General features: G+C 45.9%; 23 protein-coding genes and 1 tRNA gene. 11 read left to right on the top strand and 13 right to left on the bottom strand.

Translation table 11 applies throughout. The annotated features are described in order from the left end of the window. Positions 1 to 76: 76 nt before the first annotated feature. Entirely contained in the window at positions 77 to 1327 is a 1251-nt protein-coding gene (locus BLU98_RS07640; protein ID WP_092723441.1) for a c-type cytochrome, read from the bottom strand. A 191-nt stretch (positions 1328 to 1518) separates the two neighbouring features. On the opposite strand from BLU98_RS07640, the gene purN reads away from it, so the two are divergent. After that, entirely contained in the window at positions 1519 to 2109 is a 591-nt protein-coding gene (gene purN / locus BLU98_RS07635; protein ID WP_092723440.1) for a phosphoribosylglycinamide formyltransferase, read from the top strand. Positions 2110 to 2126: 17 nt separating this feature from the next. Continuing rightward, on the top strand, positions 2127 to 3416 hold the full coding sequence (locus BLU98_RS07630; RefSeq protein ID WP_092723439.1) for a serine hydrolase domain-containing protein: 1290 nt from the start codon (positions 2127 to 2129) through the stop codon (positions 3414 to 3416). Between the two features lie 51 nt (positions 3417 to 3467). On the opposite strand, the gene BLU98_RS07625 is transcribed toward BLU98_RS07630, so the two are convergent. From BLU98_RS07625 to BLU98_RS07605, 5 genes are all read right to left on the bottom strand, one after another. Next, on the bottom strand, positions 3468 to 5504 hold the full coding sequence (locus BLU98_RS07625) for a TonB-dependent receptor plug domain-containing protein (RefSeq protein WP_092723438.1): 2037 nt from the start codon (positions 5502 to 5504) through the stop codon (positions 3468 to 3470). Positions 5505 to 5569: 65 nt separating this feature from the next. Then, positions 5570 to 5977 carry a PepSY-like domain-containing protein gene (locus tag BLU98_RS07620; protein ID WP_257574804.1) on the bottom strand — a complete coding sequence of 136 codons (408 nt, stop codon included), beginning with the start codon at positions 5975 to 5977 and terminating at the stop codon, positions 5570 to 5572. Positions 5978 to 6078: 101 nt separating this feature from the next. Next, positions 6079 to 6480, bottom strand: a complete 402-nt coding sequence (locus tag BLU98_RS07615) for a hypothetical protein (protein WP_092723436.1) — start codon at positions 6478 to 6480, stop codon at positions 6079 to 6081. Between the two features lie 24 nt (positions 6481 to 6504). Further along, complete coding sequence (locus tag BLU98_RS07610; RefSeq protein ID WP_092723435.1) at positions 6505 to 7158, bottom strand: tetratricopeptide repeat protein; 654 nt, start codon at positions 7156 to 7158, stop codon at positions 6505 to 6507. Between the two features lie 80 nt (positions 7159 to 7238). After that, on the bottom strand, positions 7239 to 7709 hold the full coding sequence (locus BLU98_RS07605) for a VOC family protein (RefSeq protein ID WP_092723434.1): 471 nt from the start codon (positions 7707 to 7709) through the stop codon (positions 7239 to 7241). Between the two features lie 125 nt (positions 7710 to 7834). On the opposite strand from BLU98_RS07605, the gene BLU98_RS07600 reads away from it, so the two are divergent. From BLU98_RS07600 to BLU98_RS07585, 4 genes are all read left to right on the top strand, one after another. Next, positions 7835 to 7906, top strand: a tRNA-Arg gene (locus BLU98_RS07600). Positions 7907 to 8198: 292 nt separating this feature from the next. Then, a complete protein-coding gene (locus BLU98_RS07595) occupies positions 8199 to 9449 on the top strand; it encodes a site-specific integrase (protein WP_092723433.1) in 1251 nt (416 codons plus the stop codon). An 85-nt stretch (positions 9450 to 9534) separates the two neighbouring features. Further along, positions 9535 to 10860 carry an ATP-binding protein gene (locus BLU98_RS07590; protein ID WP_092723432.1) on the top strand — a complete coding sequence of 442 codons (1326 nt, stop codon included), beginning with the start codon at positions 9535 to 9537 and terminating at the stop codon, positions 10858 to 10860. 131 nt (positions 10861 to 10991) lie between these two features. After that, the gene (locus BLU98_RS07585; protein ID WP_257574803.1) at positions 10992 to 11345 is read left to right on the top strand and encodes a class I SAM-dependent methyltransferase; all 354 of its coding nucleotides are present in this window, start codon (positions 10992 to 10994) and stop codon (positions 11343 to 11345) included. Between the two features lie 22 nt (positions 11346 to 11367). On the opposite strand, the gene BLU98_RS07580 is transcribed toward BLU98_RS07585, so the two are convergent. The 5 genes from BLU98_RS07580 to BLU98_RS07560 all read right to left on the bottom strand — a co-directional run bounded on the left by BLU98_RS07580 (position 11368) and on the right by BLU98_RS07560 (position 14671). Then, positions 11368 to 11832 (bottom strand): GNAT family N-acetyltransferase, encoded by a 465-nt coding sequence (locus BLU98_RS07580; RefSeq protein WP_092723430.1) that lies wholly within the window; start codon positions 11830 to 11832, stop codon positions 11368 to 11370. A 98-nt stretch (positions 11833 to 11930) separates the two neighbouring features. Then, entirely contained in the window at positions 11931 to 12362 is a 432-nt protein-coding gene (locus tag BLU98_RS07575; protein WP_092723429.1) for a DoxX family protein, read from the bottom strand. Positions 12363 to 12619: 257 nt separating this feature from the next. Further along, on the bottom strand, positions 12620 to 13000 hold the full coding sequence (locus tag BLU98_RS07570) for a YybH family protein (protein WP_092723428.1): 381 nt from the start codon (positions 12998 to 13000) through the stop codon (positions 12620 to 12622). Between the two features lie 19 nt (positions 13001 to 13019). Continuing rightward, positions 13020 to 13793, bottom strand: coding sequence for an isocitrate lyase/PEP mutase family protein (locus BLU98_RS07565; RefSeq protein ID WP_092723427.1), 774 nt, complete (start codon positions 13791 to 13793; stop codon positions 13020 to 13022). A gap of 65 nt (positions 13794 to 13858) precedes the next feature. Next, on the bottom strand, positions 13859 to 14671 hold the full coding sequence (locus BLU98_RS07560) for a helix-turn-helix transcriptional regulator (RefSeq protein WP_307777212.1): 813 nt from the start codon (positions 14669 to 14671) through the stop codon (positions 13859 to 13861). A 263-nt stretch (positions 14672 to 14934) separates the two neighbouring features. Between BLU98_RS07560 and BLU98_RS07550 the strand changes: the two genes are divergently transcribed. The 5 genes from BLU98_RS07550 (at position 14935) to BLU98_RS07530 (ending at position 20086) form a co-directional block, all read left to right on the top strand. Next, positions 14935 to 15399 (top strand): (2Fe-2S)-binding protein, encoded by a 465-nt coding sequence (locus BLU98_RS07550; protein WP_092723424.1) that lies wholly within the window; start codon positions 14935 to 14937, stop codon positions 15397 to 15399. Between the two features lie 65 nt (positions 15400 to 15464). After that, positions 15465 to 16097 carry a cytochrome c family protein gene (locus BLU98_RS07545; protein ID WP_092723423.1) on the top strand — a complete coding sequence of 211 codons (633 nt, stop codon included), beginning with the start codon at positions 15465 to 15467 and terminating at the stop codon, positions 16095 to 16097. Between the two features lie 32 nt (positions 16098 to 16129). Then, positions 16130 to 18292, top strand: coding sequence for a xanthine dehydrogenase family protein molybdopterin-binding subunit (locus tag BLU98_RS07540; protein ID WP_092723422.1), 2163 nt, complete (start codon positions 16130 to 16132; stop codon positions 18290 to 18292). 16 nt (positions 18293 to 18308) lie between these two features. Next, positions 18309 to 19466: an XdhC family protein gene (locus BLU98_RS07535; protein WP_092723421.1), complete on the top strand. Its 1158-nt coding sequence runs from the start codon at positions 18309 to 18311 to the stop codon at positions 19464 to 19466. An 11-nt stretch (positions 19467 to 19477) separates the two neighbouring features. Next, entirely contained in the window at positions 19478 to 20086 is a 609-nt protein-coding gene (locus BLU98_RS07530) for a nucleotidyltransferase family protein (protein ID WP_257574802.1), read from the top strand. 20 nt (positions 20087 to 20106) lie between these two features. Here BLU98_RS07530 and BLU98_RS07525 read toward each other — a convergent pair whose 3' ends face one another. Continuing rightward, positions 20107 to 21054 (bottom strand): DUF1259 domain-containing protein, encoded by a 948-nt coding sequence (locus BLU98_RS07525; RefSeq protein ID WP_092723420.1) that lies wholly within the window; start codon positions 21052 to 21054, stop codon positions 20107 to 20109. Positions 21055 to 21076: 22 nt separating this feature from the next. Then, the gene (locus BLU98_RS07520; protein WP_257574801.1) at positions 21077 to 24538 is read right to left on the bottom strand and encodes a family 43 glycosylhydrolase; all 3462 of its coding nucleotides are present in this window, start codon (positions 24536 to 24538) and stop codon (positions 21077 to 21079) included. Positions 24539 to 24564: the final 26 nt, after the last annotated feature.

The following is a 24564-nucleotide window of genomic DNA, read 5'->3' as shown; positions in this document are numbered from 1 at the left end:
AATTATTAGTTGACAGTTGGCGGCCCACCGTTACCGGTTAGCCTGCCTCGTTCTTTGTGTGTTTTTTGTTACTGTTCTAGTAGTGACATTTCTGACACTCTGTACCGCCGATCTTCTCTACGGTAATACCCTTGGCGCTGTCGATCTTTCCGCTCTTCAGGTCCTGGTGGTATTTCTCATAAATGCTGTAGAATCCGTTGTCTTTGAACTGCACCTGTGTTTCGCGGTGGCAGTTGATACACCAGCCCATGCTCAGGTCGGCAAACTGCTTCACTTCCGACATTTTGGTGATCTCTCCGTGGCAGGTCTGACAAGCAACCTGGCCTGCTTTCACGTGCTGTGAGTGGTTGAAATAAACGTGGTCGGGCAGGTTGTGGATGCGCACCCATTCAATGGGTTTGGCTTTGGTTTCGTCCCAGGGTTTACCGGACTCATAACCTGCATACTTATATAATTTCTGGATCTCTGCTGTTCCGTTCACTTCGTCGCCGGCCTCGTTGAAGATCTTTTCGCCTTTGTATTCGTTGATGGCTTTGTGGCAGTTCATACAGATGTTCACCGAAGGAATGGTGGCCTGCTTGCCCTGGTATACACCGGTATGGCAATACTGGCAGTTGATCTGGTTGATGCCTGCGTGTACTTTATGCGAGTAGAAAATGGGTTGTTCGGGTTGGTAATCTTTGCTGCGGCCCAATGCCATCGCGCCCTTCGACACAAAATAACCACCGATCACGAACAGGATCACGGTGAGCATGGCAATATAGCTCTTGTTCTTCCAGAAAGGAATGGGTTCGGCGGTATCGTGACCTTCGTGCTTATCGGCCAGTTTTTTCAGGTTTGAGTTCACCTGTAACAAGATCAGGGCTACAACGGCCAGGATCAGGGTGAGAACGCCAAAAAGGAGACTGTTATCGCCTTCACTGGTTTTGGCATCGGCAGCCGGGTTAGCGGCGCCTGCTGCGCCGGCAGCGGGAACGGTTTTGATATAATCCAGTACGGCGTCGATCTCTTTTTCAGACAGGTTCGGGAAGCCGGTCATTACAGTAGGACTGTACTCCTTCATCAGGTTGGCCGCATACGCGTCGGTTTTGGCAAAACCTGCAGGATTGTGTACCCATGCATGGATCTTTTTCCTGTCGGACCAGCGATCTTCCACACCAGCCAGGGCAGGACCGGTCAATTTTTTATTTACTGCGTGACAGGAGGCGCAATTGGTATTAAAAACGGTCTTACCATCCTGTGCGGAGGCGGGATTCACTAAAGAAAGGCCCATTAAAAGAACTGCACTGAGGAAACTGGTTTTGGCTATACGACTAAGAGATATCATATTCACAAACGTGGTTCTTGGTGTGGAAAAATATCCGTGAACGGCTGCAAAAATATGACACGTAGCTGACAAAAACCAAACCTTCTCAAAAAATTATTTACCCTTATCAGGGTTGAGTTTCAGCGAATTTGGCTGCTTTTATTTCTATTTACGGAATGTTTATGTCAGACGTTTTAGTGTAGATTTGACTCATGTCTAACTACTCTCCCATTCGTATTGCCATTTTTGCTTCGGGTACTGGCTCCAATGCCGAAAAGATCATCGAACATTTTACCGGTCACCCCCGGATCAAAGTGGCGTTGGTAGTTTGCAACAAACCTGATGCCGGAGCGCTAAACATAGCTGCCCATCACCAGGTTCCGGTATTATTGATTGAAAAAGAACCTTTTTTCAGGGGCGATGCCTATGTAGCTGCCCTGAAACAGCAGGAGATCGGGTTCATTGTGCTGGCCGGCTTTCTCTGGAAGATTCCGGCAGCCCTTATACAGGCTTATCCCAACCGCATCATTAATATACACCCGGCCCTTTTGCCCAAATACGGGGGCAAGGGTATGTATGGCAGGCATGTGCACGAAGCGGTGATTGCCGCCGGTGAAAAAGAGAGTGGCATTACCATACATTATGTAAATGAGCATTTCGATGAGGGGGCGCCCATTTTCCAAGCCGCTTGTGTTGTTGAACCCGGCGATACCCCCGAAAGCCTGGCTCAAAAAGTGCATGTATTGGAGCACCTGCATTTTCCCCGGGTGGTGGAAGAAGTGGTACGGCGGTATGAAGAATAAAAGTCTATCTTAATACCATGAAAAAAGCCATTGCATGCCTGTTGCTGGTTGTTTGTTCTTATCAAACAATATCAGCACAAACCTCCGCATCCGTAGCAATCCCCGAAAACAAAGGATTTTCTGTTGAACGTTTACAAAGGATCGACAAACTGATCCAGCGATACATCGATAGCGGGTGGATCGCCGGCGCTGTTGCGCTTGTTACCCATAACGGACATACGGTATATTATAAGGCATTGGGTTATGACGATAAAGAACAACACAAGAAGCTGGAGAAAGACGCCATCTTCCGTATTGCTTCGCAAACCAAGGCCATCACCAGCGTGGCCATCATGCAATTATATGAAGAAGGCAGGTTGCTGCTGGATGATCCTATCTCCAAATACATTCCCGGGTTTAAAAACCCTGCCGTACTCAACCAGTTCAATAAAGCCGATTCCAGCTATACCACTGTTCCCGCTAAAAGGGAAGTTACCATCCGCGACCTGCTTACCCATACTTCAGGTATCTCTTATGCGCAAATTGGTACGCCCGTTGCCAATGCTATCTATGCCAAAGCCGGCGTGGTGGGCGGCATCGGTTTGTTAGACGGCACTTCTGCCGAAAACATAGAGCGGTTGGCACATCTTCCGTTGATGCACCAGCCGGGCGAACATTTCACGTACGGATTGAACACCGATGTACTCGGTTACCTGGTAGAAGTGTTGAGCGGACAAAGTCTCGCCGAGTATTTCCGGGAACATATTTTTGAGCCGTTGGGTATGAAGGACTCTTATTTCTACCTGCCCAAAGAAAAATACACCCGCCTGGCCATGCTGCATTCGGAAGATAAGAGCAAACATGTGGTGAACATGGAACCGAAAATAGTTATCAATGGCGAGTTTTACCGCGACTATCCGCTTGACCCGGATGGGAAGTTTTATTCCGGTGGCGGCGGACTGGTCTCTACTGCTTACGATTATACCCTTTTCATGGAAAGCCTCATGAATGGCGGCGTACTCAACGGCAAAAGAATATTAAGCGCGCATTCTGTCCGGCTCATGACGCAAAACCAGATCGGCGACCTGTACGTGAACGGATCGCGCCTTACCAAATTCGGGTTGGGCTTTGAAATTGTTACCGATGCCGCCAGTGGCAGGAGCACTTCCCCGCCGGGTACTTTCAGTTGGGGTGGTATGTTCAGTTCTACTTACTGGATAGACCCGCAGGAAAAAATCACAGCGCAATTTGTATTACAGCAGTTTCCCAACAGCCATGGAGATCTTGGTGAAAAATTCAAAGTACTGGTGTACCAGGCATTGCAATAAAGTAGTTACATAAGGTGCCGCAAAATGCGACACTTTTACGTATCTCTACACTTAAAACTTCACATACATCGAAAGATTCAACACCCTTCCCTCCAGTGGCGCCCATATTTCGGGGAAACGGGGATTGGTATAGGGCGGGAAAACGACCGGGTTGTTTTTGCTCTGCCGATAATCTAACAGGTTTTCGCAGTTCAACACGAAGGAGGCTTTGCCTATTTTATATCCCAGCATCGCTGCCATGAAAACATAGGGAGTGGTGGTTTGCCCGTTGTCGAGATGCTGCACACCGGTATAGGCCGTTTCAAAACCTGCCTTGAATTTTTCAGTGAATTTATAGGCAATGATGGCGGCCAGTTTGTGACGCGCAATCAGGGGCAGTGCTGTATTTACTGCATCGTATTTTCTTCTGGCATCTGTATACACATAGCCCAGGTATAGTTCCAGCTCGTCTTCCTTCGCTTGTATATACGTTTCAAAACCGGTGGTTTCAATGGGTGCACCGGCATTTTGATACCGGAGTATCGCAGGTGTTGTTCCCATGCTATCGAGCAGCAGCGGTTGGTTGATGCGGTTGTAGAAAAACGACTGGTTGATGGTGAGGCTCCATTCGCCCATATTGCGTTTGTAGTTGATGTCGAAATTGGCGCCGGCAGACCGCTCTGCTTTGATTCCGGTTGAATAGCCAGCGAGATAATGATAATCCCTTTCATCGAGCTCTGCATTGAAGAGCGTGGGTGTTTTGTAACCGAGTCCGCCGCCCAAACGCATGGTAATGTTCCGGTTCATTTTATACATGAGCGATAAGCGGGGGAGCACGAAAGTACCATAGCTGTTGTTGACGTCTACCCGCAGTCCGCTTTGTAAGGTGAAGGCATTGGCGAACTTCCAGTCGTCTTGTGCAAAAAAACCAAGGGTATTGGATGATTCGTTGGGTATGAGGCTGCTGTCGGGGTGTTGTTTTTTAAAATCATCGCCGTTGAAGTTGATGCCCATCACATAGTTGTGTTGTCCTTTTCGCTGCGAATAGGCTACTTCACTGTACCAGCTGAACTGGTTTCCCTTCATACCAAAGACATTGGTGTTCACATCGCGGTTGAAAAAACTGGTACTCGCTTTGGCTGTGAGTTGTGCGCTGTTGGGCAGTTGTTGCTCCCAGGTAATATCGGCCACATTGCGCAGGCTTTTGTTCTGTATGAAGAATTGGTTTTGCGGGCCTGCTGTTTTGTCGAGCACTTTCATATCGCCACCTTTGCGGTCTTCGTAGTTGAGTGTGTAGCCCAATATCACGGTAGATTTTTCTCCTCCGTATAAAAACACGCGCGGGTGAATGAATACACTTTTAACATCGGGTACATCGGAGAAGCCGTCGTTGTTTACATCTACTGCATTTTGCAGTGTGCCACCTGCAAACAAAGTATAGCCGGCATTTTTATTCCTGTTAGAAAAGAAAAGGTTCGGGTTGTTCTCTTTTAAGGTAGAGCGGTTGAGTGTGAAGCTTCCTTCCGGTGTGCCCAGCTTTGGTTTTTTAGACACCAGGTTGAGCATACCGGCAATGGCGCCGCCACCATACAAGGTAGAGCTCGATCCTTTTACCAGTTCTACTTGTTGCAGATCGAGCGGTGGTATTTGTAAAATGCTGAAGCTGCCCGAGTAGCCGCCAAACAGCGGAATACCATCGCGCAGTATCTGCGTGTATTTTCCCTGCAAACCTTGTATGCGCATATCGGCATTGCCGGTAGCGGCGTTGGTTTGCTGTATTTGTATGCCGGCGATATCGCCCAATAAGCTAACAATATTGCCGGGCTTGATGCCATTCTCTTCGTGCATTTCTTCGGCACCCAGCACTTCTACTTTAGTAGGCAGGTCTTCGATGCGCGAGTTAGTGCGGGAGGAAGAAACAACGATCACTTCCGATTCGCCTTCGAATGGTTTTTTTGAGGGGGTGAGAGTTGTATCTTTTTGGGGTTGAGGGGGAATGGTATCTTTTTTTATCGGGACAGGAACTGTTTTAACGGTATCAGTTTTTTTCTGCGCAAGAATGATTGTTGTAGGCAGGAGTAAGTATAGTATTACGATTGCTTTTTTCATTGTCCATTCAATTTGATAAGGCCCTCACTTTCGCGACTTGTTCGCTACAAGCGAGGGCCGTTTATTTACATCAGTTTACCATCGGAAGCCAGTTTAGCTTCTTTGGTTTTTCCACCTTTCACCTTGTACTCGATCTCAAAATAGTTTTGTCCCTTTTTGGTTTCTATTTTATAGATTGCTGCAATGGTGGCACCGGTGTGCGCTTTTTTAAACCCATCCAGCACAGCCTGTGGTGTGGCGCTTTGCGGGATGGCCATTTCGGTTTCCAGCCATTCACCTGAAGCGGAGAAATTGGCTGATCCCTTTTTTCCATCCAGCACAAATGATGCCTCATATTCATGCTCGTTTTCTTTATCCCACTTCACTTCTTTGGCGTTGGGAAATTGTTGGCGGAATGCTTTCTCCGCCGCTTCGGTTGGTTTGGTGTTTTGTGCAAACGCAACGGTAATGAGGCCCATGTATATGAGCATCATTGAAAAAATATTTTTCATGATCTGATTGTATTAGTTGAAATAAAAGATATGCTACCACACAGCGGTGTTGCCGTTGGTATTTTTAATACAGGTAAATGGTCTTATGCGCGAGCCGGGGGATGAAATATACCGGGGCGATAATCCTGGGGAATGTAATCTGTGTTGGTAACGGGTATCAGCGTTGCGGGAACAAGGGGTTGTTCCAGGGTGATCTCGGTAACCGGCTGTTGGTAGAGGGTGCCGGTTTGTATTTGAACGACCAGGTTGGTATTATTTGGATGTTTGGGTTGAGGCGGCGTGTCTTCCTTGTCATTTTCCAGCGCCATGCCGGCCGATAAAAAGTTTTCGGCTATGAATTCCACAAAATTGGTGTCGCCATCCATGTTGAGGCAGTTGTGATAAACTGCCTGGAGCGATGTTACATCATCGTAATTGGCATAGGGCATTACCAGGATGGATAATGAGAACAATACCAGGGTGATTATGATGAGTGCCTTTTTCACTGATGGAAAGGTAAGCCTTATTTTTTAGCCAGGCATCCTGGAGATATACTTTTCAATTTCTTTAATCTGGTCGAGCACCTGTTTGGTGGTGGGTTTGCAGGCTTTGGCTCTGCGGAAGAAATCCTTCGCAGCGCGGAACTCACGCTTGTTCATGAAGATCTGGCACATGCTCAGGTAAGCCACGGCTTCGCTTTCTTTATCGGGTATGCCGGCGCGGATAGCGGCGCGGATATAGGATTCGCCTTGTTTCAGGTCGCCACGTTGCATGGCCATCATACCCAGTTGCAATTTATTGGCGCCTTCGGCTTCGGGCATGGGTGCGCCCAACTCGGTACTTTTCTTCAGGTGTTTTTCGGCGGTGTCGAAGTCCTGCTTCATCATGGCCAGGTTGCCCCTGATGGTATAGTAGGTAGAGCGTACGGGTTTGAACAGCAGGCCGGGAAACCAGATGGTGTTCAGTATTTTTTCTACTTCTTCAATATTGCCCTGCTCCATAGGTTCCTGGATAAGGCGCAGCGGACCAATGAAGAAATGACTGAACAAGCCTATTACGGCCACGAAATACAAGGGGAAAGTAGGCCAGAAACCGGTTCCGGTAACATTGAGTACCACAGCCACTACCAACAGCAACAAACTCAGCCAGAAACGGTATTTGATAATGATATTATAAAACTTCATAGTCCATTTTGAGGCTGCAAAGATATAATACTTCCGTCATCCCGGGCGTAGCCGAGGGACCTCATTAAAATTTCAGCAATTTATGATCTGTCATCATTGATCTCAATCCAATACCCGTCTGGATCTTGTAGCCATATTTGCAGGATACCGTCGGGCCTCCTGGTAATGCCTTCCTCTTTTCCTGACACATCTTCCCATTTGATATGGTATTCTTTCAGTTTTGCGGTGAAAGCCCTTACTGAGGGCACACTGAAGCAGATGTGGTTGTTCTTAAAATGTTTGATGGGCGCATCTGCTCCCTGGATGATGTGGAGGGCGGCGTGTAGTCCGATGCGCATCCAGATATGTTTGCCATCGTGGAAGGGTTCGGAAATGGTGTCGAGGCCAATGATGTTCTGGTAGAAGTTGCCCGATTTTTGCAGGTCTACTACGAAAATGGCCAGGTGGTTGATATTGGCTTTTAAGCGATTGTCCTGTGCGTTGGCAGATTGCGTGCAGCAGCCTGCAACCAGTAATGCCAGGAGCATGGTAAGCAGATAGTTACGGTTCATTCCCATAGGTTTAGAACTCAAATTACACAATCGCCGGTTAATTCATACATTATCTCCCTGTGAATAAGATAATCCATTATTTTTGCAGCCGCTGAAACCGGATGGTATTGTGTTTCAGCAGGTTTGGTCCCGTAGTTCAATGGATAGAATAGAAGTTTCCTAAACTTTAGATACAAGTTCGATTCTTGTCGGGACTACATTTCATGGTTAAGAAAATAACCCCTGATTTAAGAAACCCGTGTAAAACTCAATGTTTACGCGGGTTTTGTCATTTTAACGCTTCCTTACTTAACTCACCTTAACCCAATAAAACGCCTGGCAAAAGGTGTCCAAAAAGGTGTCCAAAATTTTTTGGAGCTTTGGACACCTTTTCGCCTGTAACGCTTTACCAGTATGCGTTTCCCGGGATAAATGAAAGAGGAGAAAGAATTGTGCTGTTGGTAAAAATCATTAAAACCGGTGACTAAAAAGTGACCACAAAAAAGCGTTATGAAAAACATCAGACCTATGAATTTGTCAACCATTTTCCGGTTGAACCGCAAGCGTGTAAAAAATGGAGTGACTACTATTTATCTCCGAATTACTGTAGATAACAAACGTGCCGAACTCGCCACCCGGTATGCTGTGATCAATAAAAAATGGAACCAGCGATCACAAGCTGTGATGAGCGACAATGAAGAAGCCACTGAGATAAATAAAGGATTGGCGATCATCAAAGCAGATATTCTGAAGCATTACAACCGAATGGTAGCACTTGACAAAACCATAACAGCCGAGTTACTAAAAAACGAATACCTCGGCATCAGGGAGAAAGAGAAGACATTAAAAGAGTTGTTGGATTTCTATCATGGCAGATTCAATGAAAAAGTATTGATCGGTAAGAAATCGCCCAACACGCTTAAGTGCATTAATACAACCAATGATAAAATAAAAGCTTTTATCAAATATAGGTTTAAGGTTTCTGATATGAATCTATCCGAGATAAGACTATCATTTGTCACTGAGCTCGAACATTATTTGGTTACAAGAGACAAATTATCCAATAATTCAGCCATGAAATACATACACACTTTCAAGCGCATCATCCAATTTGCGATTGACCAGGAGTGGCTGGAGAAAAATCCGGTTTCGCAATTTAAGTGCACCTACAATCCTCCGCAACGCGAACGTTTAACGATGGAGGAAATAATGAAATTGTATAACAAGAATTTACCGACTCGGCTTGCTGAAGTAAGGGATGTTTTTGTTTTCTGCTGTTTTACCGGCTTCGGTTATATTGATCTTTACCAACTAACCCCAGAAAATATGGTTATCGGCATTGATGGCGGTAAGTGGATCGCAAAAGACAGGGAGAAAACAGGGAACAATGAAAGGGTTCCTTTGCTTCCTATCCCTCTCGAAATAATCGACCGATATAAGAATGATCTCTATTGCCAAACCAAAGGTTGCCTGCTACCGGTCAATACCAATCAATGCTACAATGCCTACCTGAAAGAAATAGCGACTGTTTGCGAGATCAACAAATACCTAACGACCCATATTGCCCGGCACACTTTTGCAACCACGGTAACGCTTGAAAATGATGTTCCGATTGAAACGGTTAGCCAGATGTTGGGGCATAGAAGCATTAAGACTACGCAATTGTATGCCAAGGTGACGCAAAAGAAGATCAGTAATAATATGAGGGAGTTAAAGAGCAAAATCCATCAACAAGTAGAAGCACTTACTAAAACCAGGTAAATGAATTTCGATTTTATATCCAGGTTTGAAAGCAATGATCATTATATAAGATTTATTACCTTTCTTGCCTTCCAATTTTAATAATATGTCTGAACAACAAAACATAGAATATAAACAAAGCTGGCGGGATGAATACCTGAAATGGATATGCGGCTTTACCAATGCCCAAGGCGGCAAAATATTTATTGGAATAGATGATAAAGAAAATATTACAGGAATTGAGGGTTATAAAAAATTAATGGATGATATCCCTAACAAAGCCGTTAATCATCTCGGTCTGGTCGTTGATGTTAATCTGCATAAAAAAGATGGCAAACATTATATTGAGATAGTTGTGCCAGTCAGCACAGTTCCGATTTCATATCATGGAATTTACCACTACCGCAGTGGTAGTACTAAGCAGGAACTGAAAGGCGCGGCGTTACATAATTGGCTACTTAAAAAGAGTGGCAAGAATTGGGAGGATATTCCTGTTCCTGGGGCTACCACTGAGGATTTAGACCTTGAAACCATACGGGTCTTTTTGCAAAAGGCTATAAGTAAAGACCGCATTCCCGCCAATGCTGTCAGTGAAAACCCTGAAACTATTTTACAAAGGCTTAACCTGCTCTCAAAAGATGGTGAACTAACGAACGCCGCAATATTATTGTTTGGTAAAAGGCCTTATGCTATTTCACCAACCACCAGTTTTAAGATTGGCAGGTTTGGGAAAGAATTAAGTGATTTACGCTTTCAAGATATAATTGAGAGCAATCTTCTTACAATGGCAGACAAGGTGATGGAAAAGTTAAACGATCGTTACCTCATACGGCCAATTTCTTATAAAGGCCTTGAGCGTATGGAACCTTTGGAATATCCTGAAACTGCTTTACGGGAAGCAACACTTAATGCTATCATTCATAAAGATTACTCCAGCACATGGGTATTTTTGAGGGTGTACGACGATAGGTTGGAAATATGGAACCCCGGTGAGCTACCTGAAGAATTGACGATTGAAAAATTGAAAGGTACGCATTCCTCCTACCCACGTAACCCTAATATTGCAGGAGCATTTTTTAAAGCGGGTTACATAGAATCTTGGGGACGCGGAGTAAACAGAATAATAGAAGATAGTCTTCAGGCTGGGTTGCCCGAACCTGTTATTGAGGAAGATATGAAAGGGCTACGGGTTACTTTTTTGAAAGATATTTATACCGAAGAATATTTACGTAAACTCGGGCTGAATGAACGGCAGTTAAAAAGCGTGTTCCATATTAAAGAATTCGAAAAAATTACTAATAAAAAATATCAGGCGCTGTTTAAAGTATCAAGAGAAACTGCTTCCCGTGATTTAGCAATGATGGTCGAATTGGGAGTCATTTATAGTTCAGGAAGCAGGGGTGCCGGTTCGTATTTTAAGCTAAGAAAATAATTGCGTCATAATTGCGTCAATTGCGTCATAATTGCGTCGTTTTTGCGTCAATTTGAAATAGTCGGCCAGATGCTGTCTTGTCCGGATATAGGTTGGCCGCCTAGATATGGATTCACCAGTTCCAGAAACAATTGGAAAACAACTTCAATTATGACTTTAAAATTTCTCTGAAAGATTCAATTCCTCTTGATCCTTCATCCTGCAATAAAATCCTCTGCCGCAGAAGCCTGCACGAGTTCACTGAGCCTTCAAAGATGCTAAAAGAAATCCGCCGGGTTTTAAAAGATTCCGGGGAAGTGGTTATTATTGAGGCCCTGCCAAAAAGAAAAGGAATTCGTGACGACTATTGCGGGCTACCTTATTTAATGCCGGATGAGATCATCAAAATGTTTACAGATCATAAATTCATACTTAAGAACCAGCAAAAGGAAGAAATGAACCTCATCGGAAAAGGCACTTTTTCAGTGCTAACATTTACAAAATAAATTACTCACAAGCTGTCCTCTACTATCCCAGGTTAAAACGCATTTCTACCATGTGTTTGGCAAACCCTATTTTTTCATACGCCCTGATGGCCGGTGCGTTATTTTCGTAGACCTGCAGCCGGAGTTCATGCAGGTTCTGCTCCTTTGACCATTGTTTCAATGCGTCCATTATTTTTTCATTGACACCCCGCCCGCGAAACTCAGGCACCACATACATGAAGCCAAGGTAGGCATGATGCGTGTGCCGCAAATAAGGCTTCGATTCATCGATGCGGGCATAACCGGAAGCAATAACCTTGTTGTCCGATTCAGCAACTACCAGGTGCGCCTTCGGTGAATGAATCAATGCTTTTAGATCGTAATAATGTATCAATCCTGGCCGCAGGGTTACGTCGAACGGGCGCTCTGCGTTTATAACGCCTTGCTCGAACTGGTACAGCATGTCCAAATCTGCTTCCGTGGCCTTTCTTACCGTAATTGCTTCCATAAAATTTGTGTTTTACTGGGGTTCCCGGTTAAGCTGTACAATCCGTTTGGCAGCTCATAGAAAGCGGCTCCCTGGTTGTTTGTTTTATAGCGATGATTTTAAGAGCGCGCATCAAGACTCCATCTATAATCGTTCAGCGTTGATAAAAGGAAACTTCCGGCGCTCAGTGTAAAAACAGAGTAACTAAGGGGAGAAACGATCCCAAAAGAAATGGTCATGGAAACGGCAAACAGCAAAGAAAGTATGCCGCTGCCCAGCGCAGCCAGCCGCGTCCACTTTCCCAAAAGGAGCAACACCCCGAAGCCAATTTCTCCAATGGTTGCCAGTACGGCGAATACAGAGGCAACAGACACTGGTAAGAAACCCATTACTTCGGTCGCATATTTTAAGAAGGTTTCCCAATTGCCCCATGAAATATGCTTGCCGCCCGGCGGGCCCCAAACGCCGAGCCGGTCCAGGCCTGGTACCAGGTAGCCGATACCAATGGCAATGCGTAAATACAGTTGGCTGATTTGAGCAGATTTTTTCATAGCAGGTTTTATTCGTTGATGAATATTCTTTCTGATTCCTGCAATAAAAGTAACGCTACCCTGGCATATCTTAGTAGTCCATATTCAACATATCAAGTCTACCAGATATGATCCCTTTCAAAACATTGGTGGTGATTAATAAGGCTACTGCCTCACCGGCCTACATACAAATTACAAATTGCATTATTCATATAGAATAAACAATGTACAAACAGGCCCGCTTGAAACGCAGGCCTGTTTGATCAACCGATTACATCTCAGACAGTAAGCCCCGCTTCTGCACCAAACGCATGGTCTATCAAGACCTTCCAGGTGTCATCTGCCTGTTGCTTCATCACTTCCACTCCTTTGGCGCTCACCTTCGTTTCATCTCCTTCTGTAATGCTCCACTCCGATCTGCCCACTGCAACATCGCCGGATTGAAGGCAATAAACAGTTTTAATTTCCATCTTCCCCTTGATGGCGAGGATGGCTTTTACTGCATCGGTGAATTGTTCTTTTCCCGATACCGGGCTGCCGGGTGCAGCTACAATAATTCCGTTTACATCGTACATGCTTAACACCGTATCGATGTCGCCCGTGTTATAGGCTGCTGCCAGCATGGCATGCGTGTCTGTTGCTTTTTTAGATACAATCATAATGGTGGTTTTTAATGAATTAAAGAATAGAAGAAAAGTTTGCTTTTTCAATAACCTTCTGTGCCAGCTCTCCTGCCTTCTTATATGTTTTATTGAACAGGAAAGGCCCCATGCTGGCGCGTTTCACGCCAAGCTTATTCAGTGTATCAAAATCGGGAAGGCCCGGTGTGCACATGACATTGATGGGGAGTTTGGTGTTGTTCACAGCTTCATTGATATCCTCTTCCCGGCTGATGCATGGCAGAAAAATACCGTCCGCCCCCGTTGTTTCATAAGTCTTTAACCGGCTGATTGTTTCTTTGGGTGCATCTTTTACATGGAGGATATAAGTGTCGCAACGGATATTGATAAAAAGAGACAGGTTTTTAGCAGCCAGTCCGTTCTTACTATATTCAATCGTTTTTGCAAATGCTGCTGCGTTTTTCAAAGAACGCTTTGACTGAATGATCTCAGAATCTTCGATATTAATGCCGGCTACGCCCAGTTCAGCCAACTGCTGCATGTTTGCAAAAATCTGCTCATTGGTTTTCCCATACCCCATTTCCATATCAACGGTTACCGGAACGCTTACAGAAGCCAGTATCCGTTTGATGATCAGCAGGTAATCTGAAAACAACATTCCTTCTCCATCTTCGTAACCCAGGCTGGCAGCTACGGCTGCGCTGGATGTACCAATGGCGGGAAATGCATTTTCCTGGAAAAGCTGCGCACTCCTGGCGTCCCAGGCGTTCGGGAGTACGAATAAATGGTTCGCCTGGTGCAGTTTCTTGAATTTTTCAAAATGTGATGACATGGTTTTCTATTTATGCACAAAGTTGGACATGCACAAAAAAGAAAAATTGTACAAAACGGAACAGCTTATTTATTGGGAGAAGCGAGTACAGCCGTAGTATTGGCAAAGTCGTATCCAGATGGCACCGCACCGGTAAAACGCCTGAACTCTTTTATAAAATGTGATTGATCGAAATAACCGCACTCGTATGCAATGGAAGTAAGAGATTGATTCCCTTTTGATAGGAGCAAAAGGCTGTTCTGAAAGCGGTTGATCTTGCTGTACAACTTGGGTGTGAGCCCGGTGTATTGCAAAAATATTTTCTGAAGATACCTCGAACTGATACCATACCTGCAGGCTACATTTTCAATATTATCAAAAAAGTCCTCCTGCTTCAATTCGTGCATCACTTGCTGCACAAGGGTTATTTTATCGATCTTCCCGGCCGTTAACAACCTGTTCAACAGAAAAGCTTCCACGCAATCAATTCTTTTTGCTAACGATTCCGTTTCGAGCAGCTTTGAGTGCAATTCTTCAATGGGTTTTCCCAGTACATCTGTAAGGTTCAGGATCTTGTCGTTGAACAACTGAATATCTTCTTGTAAAAAAACAGCAGCTGAAAAGGGGTAAAAGCGGATGCCTAACATGTAATTTTTACCCGCTGTTCTAAAAGAAAGCGGGTCCAGGACCTGTCCCCATAATTCAACTTTCGGAGTAGCCGCAAATGCGCCATTTGCCTTTGTTTCCCACTGAACACCACTTAGATTAAACATCACTTCAACACAGCCGGTGGCAAAAGCCTTATCCTCCATTACAGTATCTGTATCAGATTCATAAATGTAATAGCATTGAACGTATTTCCTCAATGCCTCAGAAGGTATGTATTCCTTGTATTGCAACTGACATATCAGTTTATCGACAAATCATCAGTAAAGTTATGACATGGGGTGAAGTGCACATTGTAAAAATCGGAACAAAAATTGGTAATTTTAAAGGGGTTCCTTATCCTCTACTACTTCCTTTATCTACCCTTGCAGCAAACGCGGAAGAACTTACCTGCATCGTGCTTGATTTTCGCAATAAATTCTTTGAAATTTATAATAAAAGAGTGGCAAAGAAAAAATATCTTTATAGGTATCTCTTACAGTAATATTCATCGCATATGATTTCATTAAACGTAAACCGGCACAACTATGAGGTAGATGTAGATCCGGATATGCCATTATTATGGGTCATAAGGGATGTGCTGGGTCTTACCGGCACCAAATATGGCTGCGGCGTAGCCCAGTGTGGCGCCTGCACCGTTCACCTGAACGGGGAAGCCGTTCGCTCCTGTGTTACGAAAGTCAAGCGTGCCGAAGGTCAAAAAGTAATCACCATCGAAGGTTTATCGGAAGCCAACAACCATCCACTACAACAGGCCTGGGCCGAAATTGATGTGCCGCAATGCGGGTATTGCCATTCAGGCCAGTTGATGTCGGCAGCGGTGCTGCTCAGGGAAAATCCCCATCCTACCGACGAGGATATCGACGATGCCATGGCAGGCAATATTTGCCGGTGCGGTACCTATCTGCGCATCCGAAAAGCCATTCACATAGCGGCAGAGATGCAGCAAAAAGGAAGCTAGTGCATGAACATCGACTGGTACAGTTTTGAATACAAATTTGATACTGTGAAATTCATTTATACTTTATGAAACAACATTCGGAACATAAAGCGCATTATTTCCAGCCTGTAAAAACGGCTACTGTTTTATTGATCATGCTTTCGGTCATTGCAGTGGTAAGTTCCGGGTTCAATAACTACAGTGCAACAAATAGCAAGTACGGCAATAGGGATAGCGTTGAATCGGTGAAAGCTTTTATGCAAGTATATCAAGTGCTCATGAGTCCCCGTTGCATGAACTGCCATCCCTCAGGAGATGTTCCGTTGCAGGGCGACGACAGCCACCTGCATACCATGTTCCCCAAGAGAGGAGCCGATGGCAAAGGTCTTTATGCCATGAAATGCGCGAATTGCCATCAACCAGAGAATACAGCCGGCGTGCATACACCACCGGGTAATCCGAACTGGCACCTGCCCCCCGCTAATATGAAAATGGTATTCCAGGGCAGGTCGGCACATCAATTGGCCAAACAACTCATAGATCCAAAACAAAACGGTAATAAAAACCTCAACCAGTTATTGGAACATGCCCATGATGGTTTGGTGTTAGCAGCATGGAGCCCCGGCGAGGGCCGCTCGCTGCCGCCGATGAGCCATGCAGATTTTACCAAAGCATGGACCACCTGGATCAAAAAAGGAGCGTATGCTCCCAAACAATGATAATAACCTTCATTCACTAAAAGATATTGTATATGTCTGTACCAGCCAGTCCTAAAAACATATCGAGAAGGGATTTTCTCAGATCATCCGGCCTCACCGGGGCCGCGCTCTGCCTGGGTTTTTATTTCCCGGCAAGCGCTGAAGCGCCAAAGATCATCAACCAGGCGGAAGCGGAGCAATTCGGTATTGAGATGAATTCCTGGATATACATAGATACTTCCGGAAAAGTGACGCTCGTAAGTCATCGCGCAGAAATGGGACAGGGTGTTTATCAATCGATACCCCAGATCATTGCAGAAGAACTGGAAGTGAACCTCAACGACGTCAACATCATATTCGCCAAAGGCAACAAAGAAAAATACGGTAACCAAATAACAGGCGGTAGCTCCACCATCCGCGGTTCTTATAAGCATTTATTGAACCTCAGCGCAACGGCACGCGAAATGTTGATAGCAGCGGCAGCAGCCAAATGGGATGTACCTGCTTCGGAATGCCATGCAGAAGCGGGTACCGTTATACACAAATCTTCGGGCAGAAAATTACATTATGGCGAACTGGTAGTGGATGCATCGAAATTACCGGCGCCCAAAAACGTGACACTCAAAAAAACTTCGGAATATAAATTGATCCGTAAACCGCTGCACCGGCAGGACACTGCGCTGAAAACAAACGGAACAGCGGTGTTCGGACTGGATAAAAAAATTCCGGGTATGCTCTATGCCATGGTAGAGCGTAATCCACGCTTCCTTGGAAAAGTAAAAAGCTTCGACGATACGGATACCCGTAAAATACCAGGCGTTACACATGTTTTCAAAGTACGCATGGGTGTTCACAATACTTTTCGTGAAGGCGTAGCAGTAGTAGCTAATTCCACATGGGCTGCTTTGCAGGGAAAAAAAGCGTTGAAAGTAGAATGGGATGACAGCGGGTTTGAGCATGTGAGCACGGAAGACCTCTACAGCCGCATGAAAACCATTTTGAACACACAGGAAGGTTTGTCGTTCCGCAAAAAAGGAGACCCGACCCCCATCATTGAACAGGCGCAAAAGAAGATCGATGTGGTGTATGAAACGCCCTACCAGTCACACAGTTGCCTGGAACCTTTGAACTGTGTAGCGCATTACCAGGGAGATCAGATCGAGATCTGGGGGCCGATACAGGCGCCCGACTGGATACAGGATTATGTGAGCAAGGACCTGGGACTACCAAAGGAAAAAGTGATCGTTAACATGACTTTCCTGGGTGGAGGATTCGGGCGGAAAGCTTTCATGGATTACCCGCACGAGGCGGCCGTTATTTCAAAAGAGATAAAAGGGCCTGTGCAAGTAGTGTGGACACGCGAAGATGATATGACCCAGGGCCCATACCGGCCCGGCATCTGTTACCGTTGCGAAGGTGTGGTTACCAATGGTGAGATCGATGCTTTCAAAGTACGGTTTGCCGGACAAAATATAGGGCATTGGCAGGGAGCGCCGAAGGATAAACCCAACGGAAGCACCACCGAAGGATTTCTCAAAGCTTACTACGATAACATTCAAAACATCAGTTTTGCAGATGTGCCTTTTGAAACACCCATCCCTCCGCTCTGGTGGCGTTCGGTGTATGCTTCCACCAATGGATTTGCGTATGAAAGTTTTATGGATGAACTGGCCATTGCAGCAGGAAAAGATCCATTGGTGTTCAGGAAACAATATGCAAAAGAAGAACGCTGCCAGCAACTGATCAACAAACTGGAAGAAGTATCGGGCTGGAAGAACAGGAAAAAAGGGTATGGCGTAGCCATCACCGAATGTTTTGGCACTACTGTAGGCCAGGTGGTAAAAATATCGCGGCAGGCCGATGGAAAAATAAAGATCGACCAGGTATGGGCCGTGATCGATTGCGGCTGGTATGTAAACCCCGATACGATCAAAGCACAGGTGGAAGGAAGTATCGTGATGGCCCTCGGCGCTGCTACCATACACGAGATCACATTCGACAATGGGATGGTAGTTCAAAAAAACTTTTACGCATACAATATGCCGCGTATAAGCGATGTGCCTCCTGTTGAAGTGCATATCATGGAGAATAGCGCAGATGCAGCTGGCGTGGGCGAACCCGGACTGCCTCCTTTTGCGCCTGCACTTACCAATGCCATTTATGACCTCACAGGCAAGCGGATAAGAAAACTTCCTTTCAGCATGGCCGCGATTTAACATTGTTCGTTATACCATGACGAAAGAAATAAGCGATATCCTCACCGCGTTCAAAGAAGCGCAGTCCAGCGGCCGGCAGATGGCCCTGGCAACGGTTGTGCATGTGGAAGGCTCTTCCTACCGCAGGCCGGGCGCCCGCATGCTGGTGGAAGACAACGGAAAAATCACCGGCGCCATCAGCGGCGGATGCCTTGAAGGTGATGCTTTGAAAAAAGCATTGCTCGCCATCAACCAGCAACAAAACAAACTGGTTACCTACAATACACTGCACGAAGACGATGTGGAGTTTGGTGTGCAACTGGGCTGTAATGGTATTGTTCATATTTTATTTGAACCCATTGATCCCATGCAAGCCAATCACCCCATCGCCCTATTGGAAAAATGTTTTTTGCAGCGGAAAGACGCCGTGGTAGTTACGCTCTTTTCATTGCAAGACTATCATGGTCGCCAGCCAGGAACCTGTTTCTTTTTCAATGGAGAAAATACATACAGTTCCATCAACGATAAGAATCTCAAAAACGCTGTACAGGAAGATGCGGCGTCTGTACTGGCCCGCAAAACTTCGTTGCACAAACAATACCCCGAAGGCAATAGCCTTACCGCCTTCATTGAACTGTTGCAGCCGCCTGTTTCATTGATCCTTGTTGGAGCAGGCAACGATGCTTTGCCCATGACAGCAATGGCTGCTGTTTTGGGCTGGCAGGTAACAATAGCAGATGGAAGGGCTACACATGCCAACACACAACGTTTTCCCAACGTGCACAAGATCATTGTTGGAGAGCCTGCAACCATTATCAAGCAAATAACAATAGATCCAAGAACTGTTTTTGTGTTGATGACGCACAATTATAATTACGACCTGGCCATGCTGGAGCTGCTCCTGCCCATGCAATGCAGATACATTGGTACCCTGGGACCAAAGAAACGATTGGAGCGCATGATGGCTGCATTTCAGGAACAGGGCATACATATAGGCGATGAACAAAGTGCAGTTATACATGGTCCAACAGGTCTTGATATCGGTGCAGAGGCAGCAGAAGAGATCGCCTTATCAGTGCTGGCAGAAATAAAAGCGGTGCTGGCAGATTGCGAAGGCGGTTTTCTGCGTAACAGGTTGGTGAGCATTCACCCGCGCACAGCATTCATGCTGCTGGAAGCAAGTACTGCACACTAAACACCAGATCAATGGCAGAAGAGAAAATGCATACCGGCAATATTGGAGTTATCATACTCGCCGCAGGAGCTTCTTCGCGATTGGGCACTCCCAAACAGTTACTCTTATATGCCGGCAAAACACTGGTACAACATGCATGCGAAGCAGCCATCAACGCCAATGCAGGTGCTGTTACAGTTGTTTTAGGAGCCAATGCCGGTCTTATCCAGGAAGCACTTAACAACAACGCGGCACATACGGTCATCAATACTGGGTGGCAGGAAGGAATAGCATCTTCCATTCGTCATGGGATAAAAACATTCACACAACTGAACCCGCTTGCAGAAGCAGTGGTGCTGCTATTGGCCGATCAGCCTTATGTAACCACTGCATCATTGAAGCATTTAATCACCACCTATCAGGCAACCGGCAAGCACATTGTTGCGAGCGCGTACGGTGACAGCTTTGGTACACCCGCGTTGTTTCACAAAAATATTTTCCCCGAATTACTGCAACTGACCGGCGATGCGGGAGCCAAAAGCATCATACGCCGTCACCTGAATGAGGGTGCGTTCATCCCCTTTCCCGAAGGGAACATAGATGTAGACACAGCAGAAGACTACCGGAAATTGATCGGCTGATTACGTGTGTAGTATCGCCGCTATTTTTTTGCCTTCGTTTGATCCAGGGCCAATCTCAATCCTTTTGCCAACTGTTCAACAGGTCCAACGCCCCAGTAATGCAGGAAAAATATACGCGGTTGCTCGTGTACCATGTGGTTGTGCACGGCTACTACTTCGATGCCATTTTCAACCAATGCTTTTATTACGGACGCTACTTCCGATTCCAGCATGGTGAAATCGCCGGCTACGGCCGCTCTCTCAGGGGTACCCTGCCAGGCCGCCCAGGTATTGAATCCCATGAAGGCGCTCACCACAATGCCGTGTTCACTTAATGTTACATCCGGCCGGCCGATGGTGTATTTATAAACGCCTTTGCTCTTCTCTCCTTTATAACCCATCACAGAATCGAGCGTGGGAATATTCAATTTATTTACTACGCTATCTGGCTTGCCTTCTTTGGGGTCTTTGCCACGCACCTGTTTTACTCTTTCGAATATGGCCTTGGCACCGCTGCAAACAGTTTCCATATTACCTCTGCGATCCACGTGCATATACATGATATTGGGATGGTTGCGCACAAAATGGTTGTGGATGGCGGTAATTTGAAAACCCTGTTTAATTACTTCTGCCTGTACCGGCTTTAAATCGGTCTCTGTTACAATAATATCACCCATGGCCATTACACTGTCGGCACAGGAAGTGAATGCGATCCAACTGCCCAGTCCCATCGGCGGAATGATCTTGAATCCATCCACTACAATCTTCAGGTCGTTTTGCGGTACGGTAATTTTATAGTCGCCGTTCTTGGCCATTCCTTTCATGCCGGTAAGCTGTTCTATTTTCGCCACATCCAGTTTGCTGCTGCCGGGCGGACAAGCAATGGTGTCTTTTTTACCAGCATTATGCATAGCGCTTTCGCCTGCCGGCTGGTTATTGCAACTTGCTAAAAGAATGGAAACTACTGCTGAAATGAATAGGGTTTTCATAGGGCGATACTTTTTTGCGAGGCTAATGTAGCAAGTAAATTGAGAGAAATTTAGTACTAAATCCGGCCTGGTTTTTTATATACACCCTGTATAAGCCAGCGCCGTGCTTGTTGATCTCCGGTGCAAATTCACCTGAAAAAGCACCCAGTTCTTTGCCGGTCCACAGGTCTTTGATGAAGCAGCGGGAGTTGAAACCTAACGCTTTTAAATTAACGGGGATTTTATCAGCACCACTTCTATCGGCCTTGTTGAATACCGCCAGGTATTTGGCGCCGGATGCGGGATCATCGGCTATCCAGGCCGCTTTATCGGCCTCATTGAATAAAGGTTTGTTATTAGCGCTCTTCTTTAAAACATCCAGCACCGCTTGATTGGTGATCAAAGAATCGGTGAACGCATCATTATCGGGAAGGTTGCCACCGAACATCAATGGCGATTTAAAAATGCTCCACAAAGTCATCAATGTATATTGTTCGTCTTTGTTGAAAGCGGTCATGCGCGTATCTCCGTTCTCTGCGCGGATTCCGATGCGTCCGAGCGGCAACATATCTCCATCGGGATATGCTCCGTAACTCCTCCATGGGTTCCATCTTTCGAACACTTCGAAATGCTCTTTCAACTGTTTCCAGTTGTCCCAGAAATCACCCACCGTGCGCCACATATTGGCGTGCGCCTGCACGTGGGCCGCATGCTGAATAGGTGTTTCGCCGGGAGAAGTGCTCAACACAATCTTACGCCCGGTACGATCGATCGCCTGCCTGATCATTTCTACCTCGCCATCAAAATAAATAGGAGAAGAGAGATCATCTACTTTCACAAAATCCAGTCCCCACGATGCATACAGCTCAAAAAGCGAATTATAATATTCCTGTGAGCCCGTTTTTCCGGGAACGATGGTGTACATATCGCGCAGCCATTTGCACTGGTCTTTTTCGGAATAAATATCCGCTGCATGTGCAGTGCTTCCTTTGATGGGCAAATTTTGTTTCACTGCCAATACCGGAATACCGCGCATGATGTGTATGCCGAATTTCAACCCTTTGCTGTGCAGGTAATCGGCCAAAGGCTTGAAGCCCTTGCCTCCTTTTGAAGAAGGGAAACGGTTTTCGGCGGGGAGCAGCCGCCCGTAAGGGTCTATATTGTATTGCGGATCTTTTTGGTTATAACCATGCGATTTGTCGTTCGCAACATACCATCGTATATCCACTACGATGTATTCCCACCCTGCTTTTTTTAAATGAGCAGCCATATAATCTGCATTGGCTTTCACTTCTTTTTCGGTAACAGTGGGACCAAAACAATCCCAACTGTTCCAACCCATGGGCGGTGACGCAGCCCAGCTATGAAAATCCTGTTTGGGTAAAATACCTGTATGGGTAGGTATCACCTGGCGGATGGCGCCATCTGCATTGAACTGCAGTTTATCGATACATACTTCTCTATTGTATCCTGCCGCGTGGCCCAATTGAATGCCATTGGGATAATTGAAGCGGTGATACACCATATACCATTCATCTTTGCCCGGCGCCTGTATCACTGAATTGTGGCCTGTTGCATAAATACCCGATGCAACTGATTTTTGCAATACGATGTTGTTGGCAGGTATATGAATGGGACCTTGCGGCGCATCGGCAAAGCCATAACGCACACGGTAATTTTCGCTGCGGGTATCATCTTCCGACCACATAAAATAATACCTCCCCTTGCGGTAAAACACATAAGTGCCTTCCCTGAAAGTAGCATCAGGTGTAATGATACGCGTGGTTCCCGGCTTCAACGATACCATATCATCGGCCAGTTCTGCGCAGGCCATAAATCCATTGCCCCAATACAGGTAATTTTTACCGGATACGGGATCGGCAAATACAACCGGGTCGATCGTTTGCCCATGCGTAATACCTGCGGGAAGCTGGTCTATCAACGGTTTGCCCGAATCGGTGAAAGGTCCTGCCGGATCATCCGCCACCGCCACACCGATCTTTTGCGCGGCAGTGAAATAGAAATAATATTTATACCCGTTGCCATGTTTTTTCTCAATAGCCGTTGGAGCCCATGCATTGCGCTTGGCCCAGCTTACATGTTTTTCGAGATCGAGTATGGTTCCTTCGTCTTTCCAATGAACCAGGTCGGGCGAAGAAAAAGTTTTAAAGAATGTGCCCGACCAGTTATTAAAACCATCGCTGGTGGGATAGATATAATACCGTTTTGTTTTTTGTGAAAATAAAATATCAGGATCGGCATAGAGGCCATCCAGCACCGGGTTGGCATTCACTTGTGCGTATACATTCCACTGCTCTGGAGTTTTACCGCCAACCGAAAAGCTATACTTAACCGGCCCTTTGCTGAAATCCTGCGGACCCACAGGTTGTTGCCGTATGCCGGGCATGCTGAAAAAATGCGCATCGAGTTGGTGGAGGTCATAACCCGGTTTAACAGACAGGTACAAGTTATTGCTTATGGTATCTACACACGTGTTCCCTTTTCTTATAGCCGCTGATACGGTAGTGTTGGCAATATCTGCTCCTGTTCCCCATGCCTGCAATAAACGGTTCGCTTCCTGCGAAGTGATGGGCATAACGGTTCCATGGCGGGGATGAAAATTCATCAGTACGTCTTTATCCACTACTTTAAAATCAATCAGGTCTTTGCTGTAAGTGAATTGATAGCGGCCTTTCGTGTATACGTCGTACATGAGGATGTACCCTTCTTTATCATTCAGTTTAAATACACCCGAACCTTCAACAGGGTCCTTGGTTTGCTGTACATAGTGGTCGTTGAGTGTATAGCCTGAAGTGAGTTTATCAGATACAGCTATTTTGATGCCAGAACCCGCGCCTTCTGTTTTGAAGAAAAGATGGTATTTGCCGTCTTTGTATATGATGTCTCCATCTATGCAAGCGCCGTTAGTAGGACTGAAAAACAATTGCCGGGGTTCTGTTTCCAGATCAGTGAAATCTGCATTGGCATACGCGTAATAGATTTTATCGGGATCCTTGCCGTGTTTCATCGACCAATAGATCATATACTTTCCTGTTTCCTTATCGTAAATGGTCTGTGGCGCCCATACACGCTGGAGGGTTTCATTGCCGGGAAAACGTTGCCGGATATTTACTACGGCAGAAGTCCAATGCACCAGGTCGTTCGATTTCAATAATACCATCGCCCGGTTGGAATCCCATCCTTTGGCTGATACCATATCGGTAACCACCATATAAAATATTTTACCATCGGCCGACCTGAGTATGTGCGGGTCTCTCACGCCACCGCTGCTGCTGATGGTTTTGCTGTTGATCACTGCATTGTTGTGATTCAATGCAATAAAACGGTAACCGTCTTTGCTGATGGCAAAATGAATGGATTCATCGTTGATGCTGTTTCCTGTGAAATACACAAATAGGTAAGCGGAATACTGGCCCTGGGCCCATCCTGCAACAAACAAAAGAAAACAGCAGGCAATCAAACGCCTGAATCGGGTCCCTGGCATGGTCATTTATTTTTTATAATTAAAAT

Origin of the sequence: Hydrobacter penzbergensis (genome assembly GCF_900106985.1) — a bacterium.
Taxonomy (GTDB): domain Bacteria; phylum Bacteroidota; class Bacteroidia; order Chitinophagales; family Chitinophagaceae; genus Sediminibacterium; species Sediminibacterium magnilacihabitans.
Note: the sequence above shows the minus strand (reverse complement) of the source record. Positions and strands in the feature narration are given on the sequence as shown.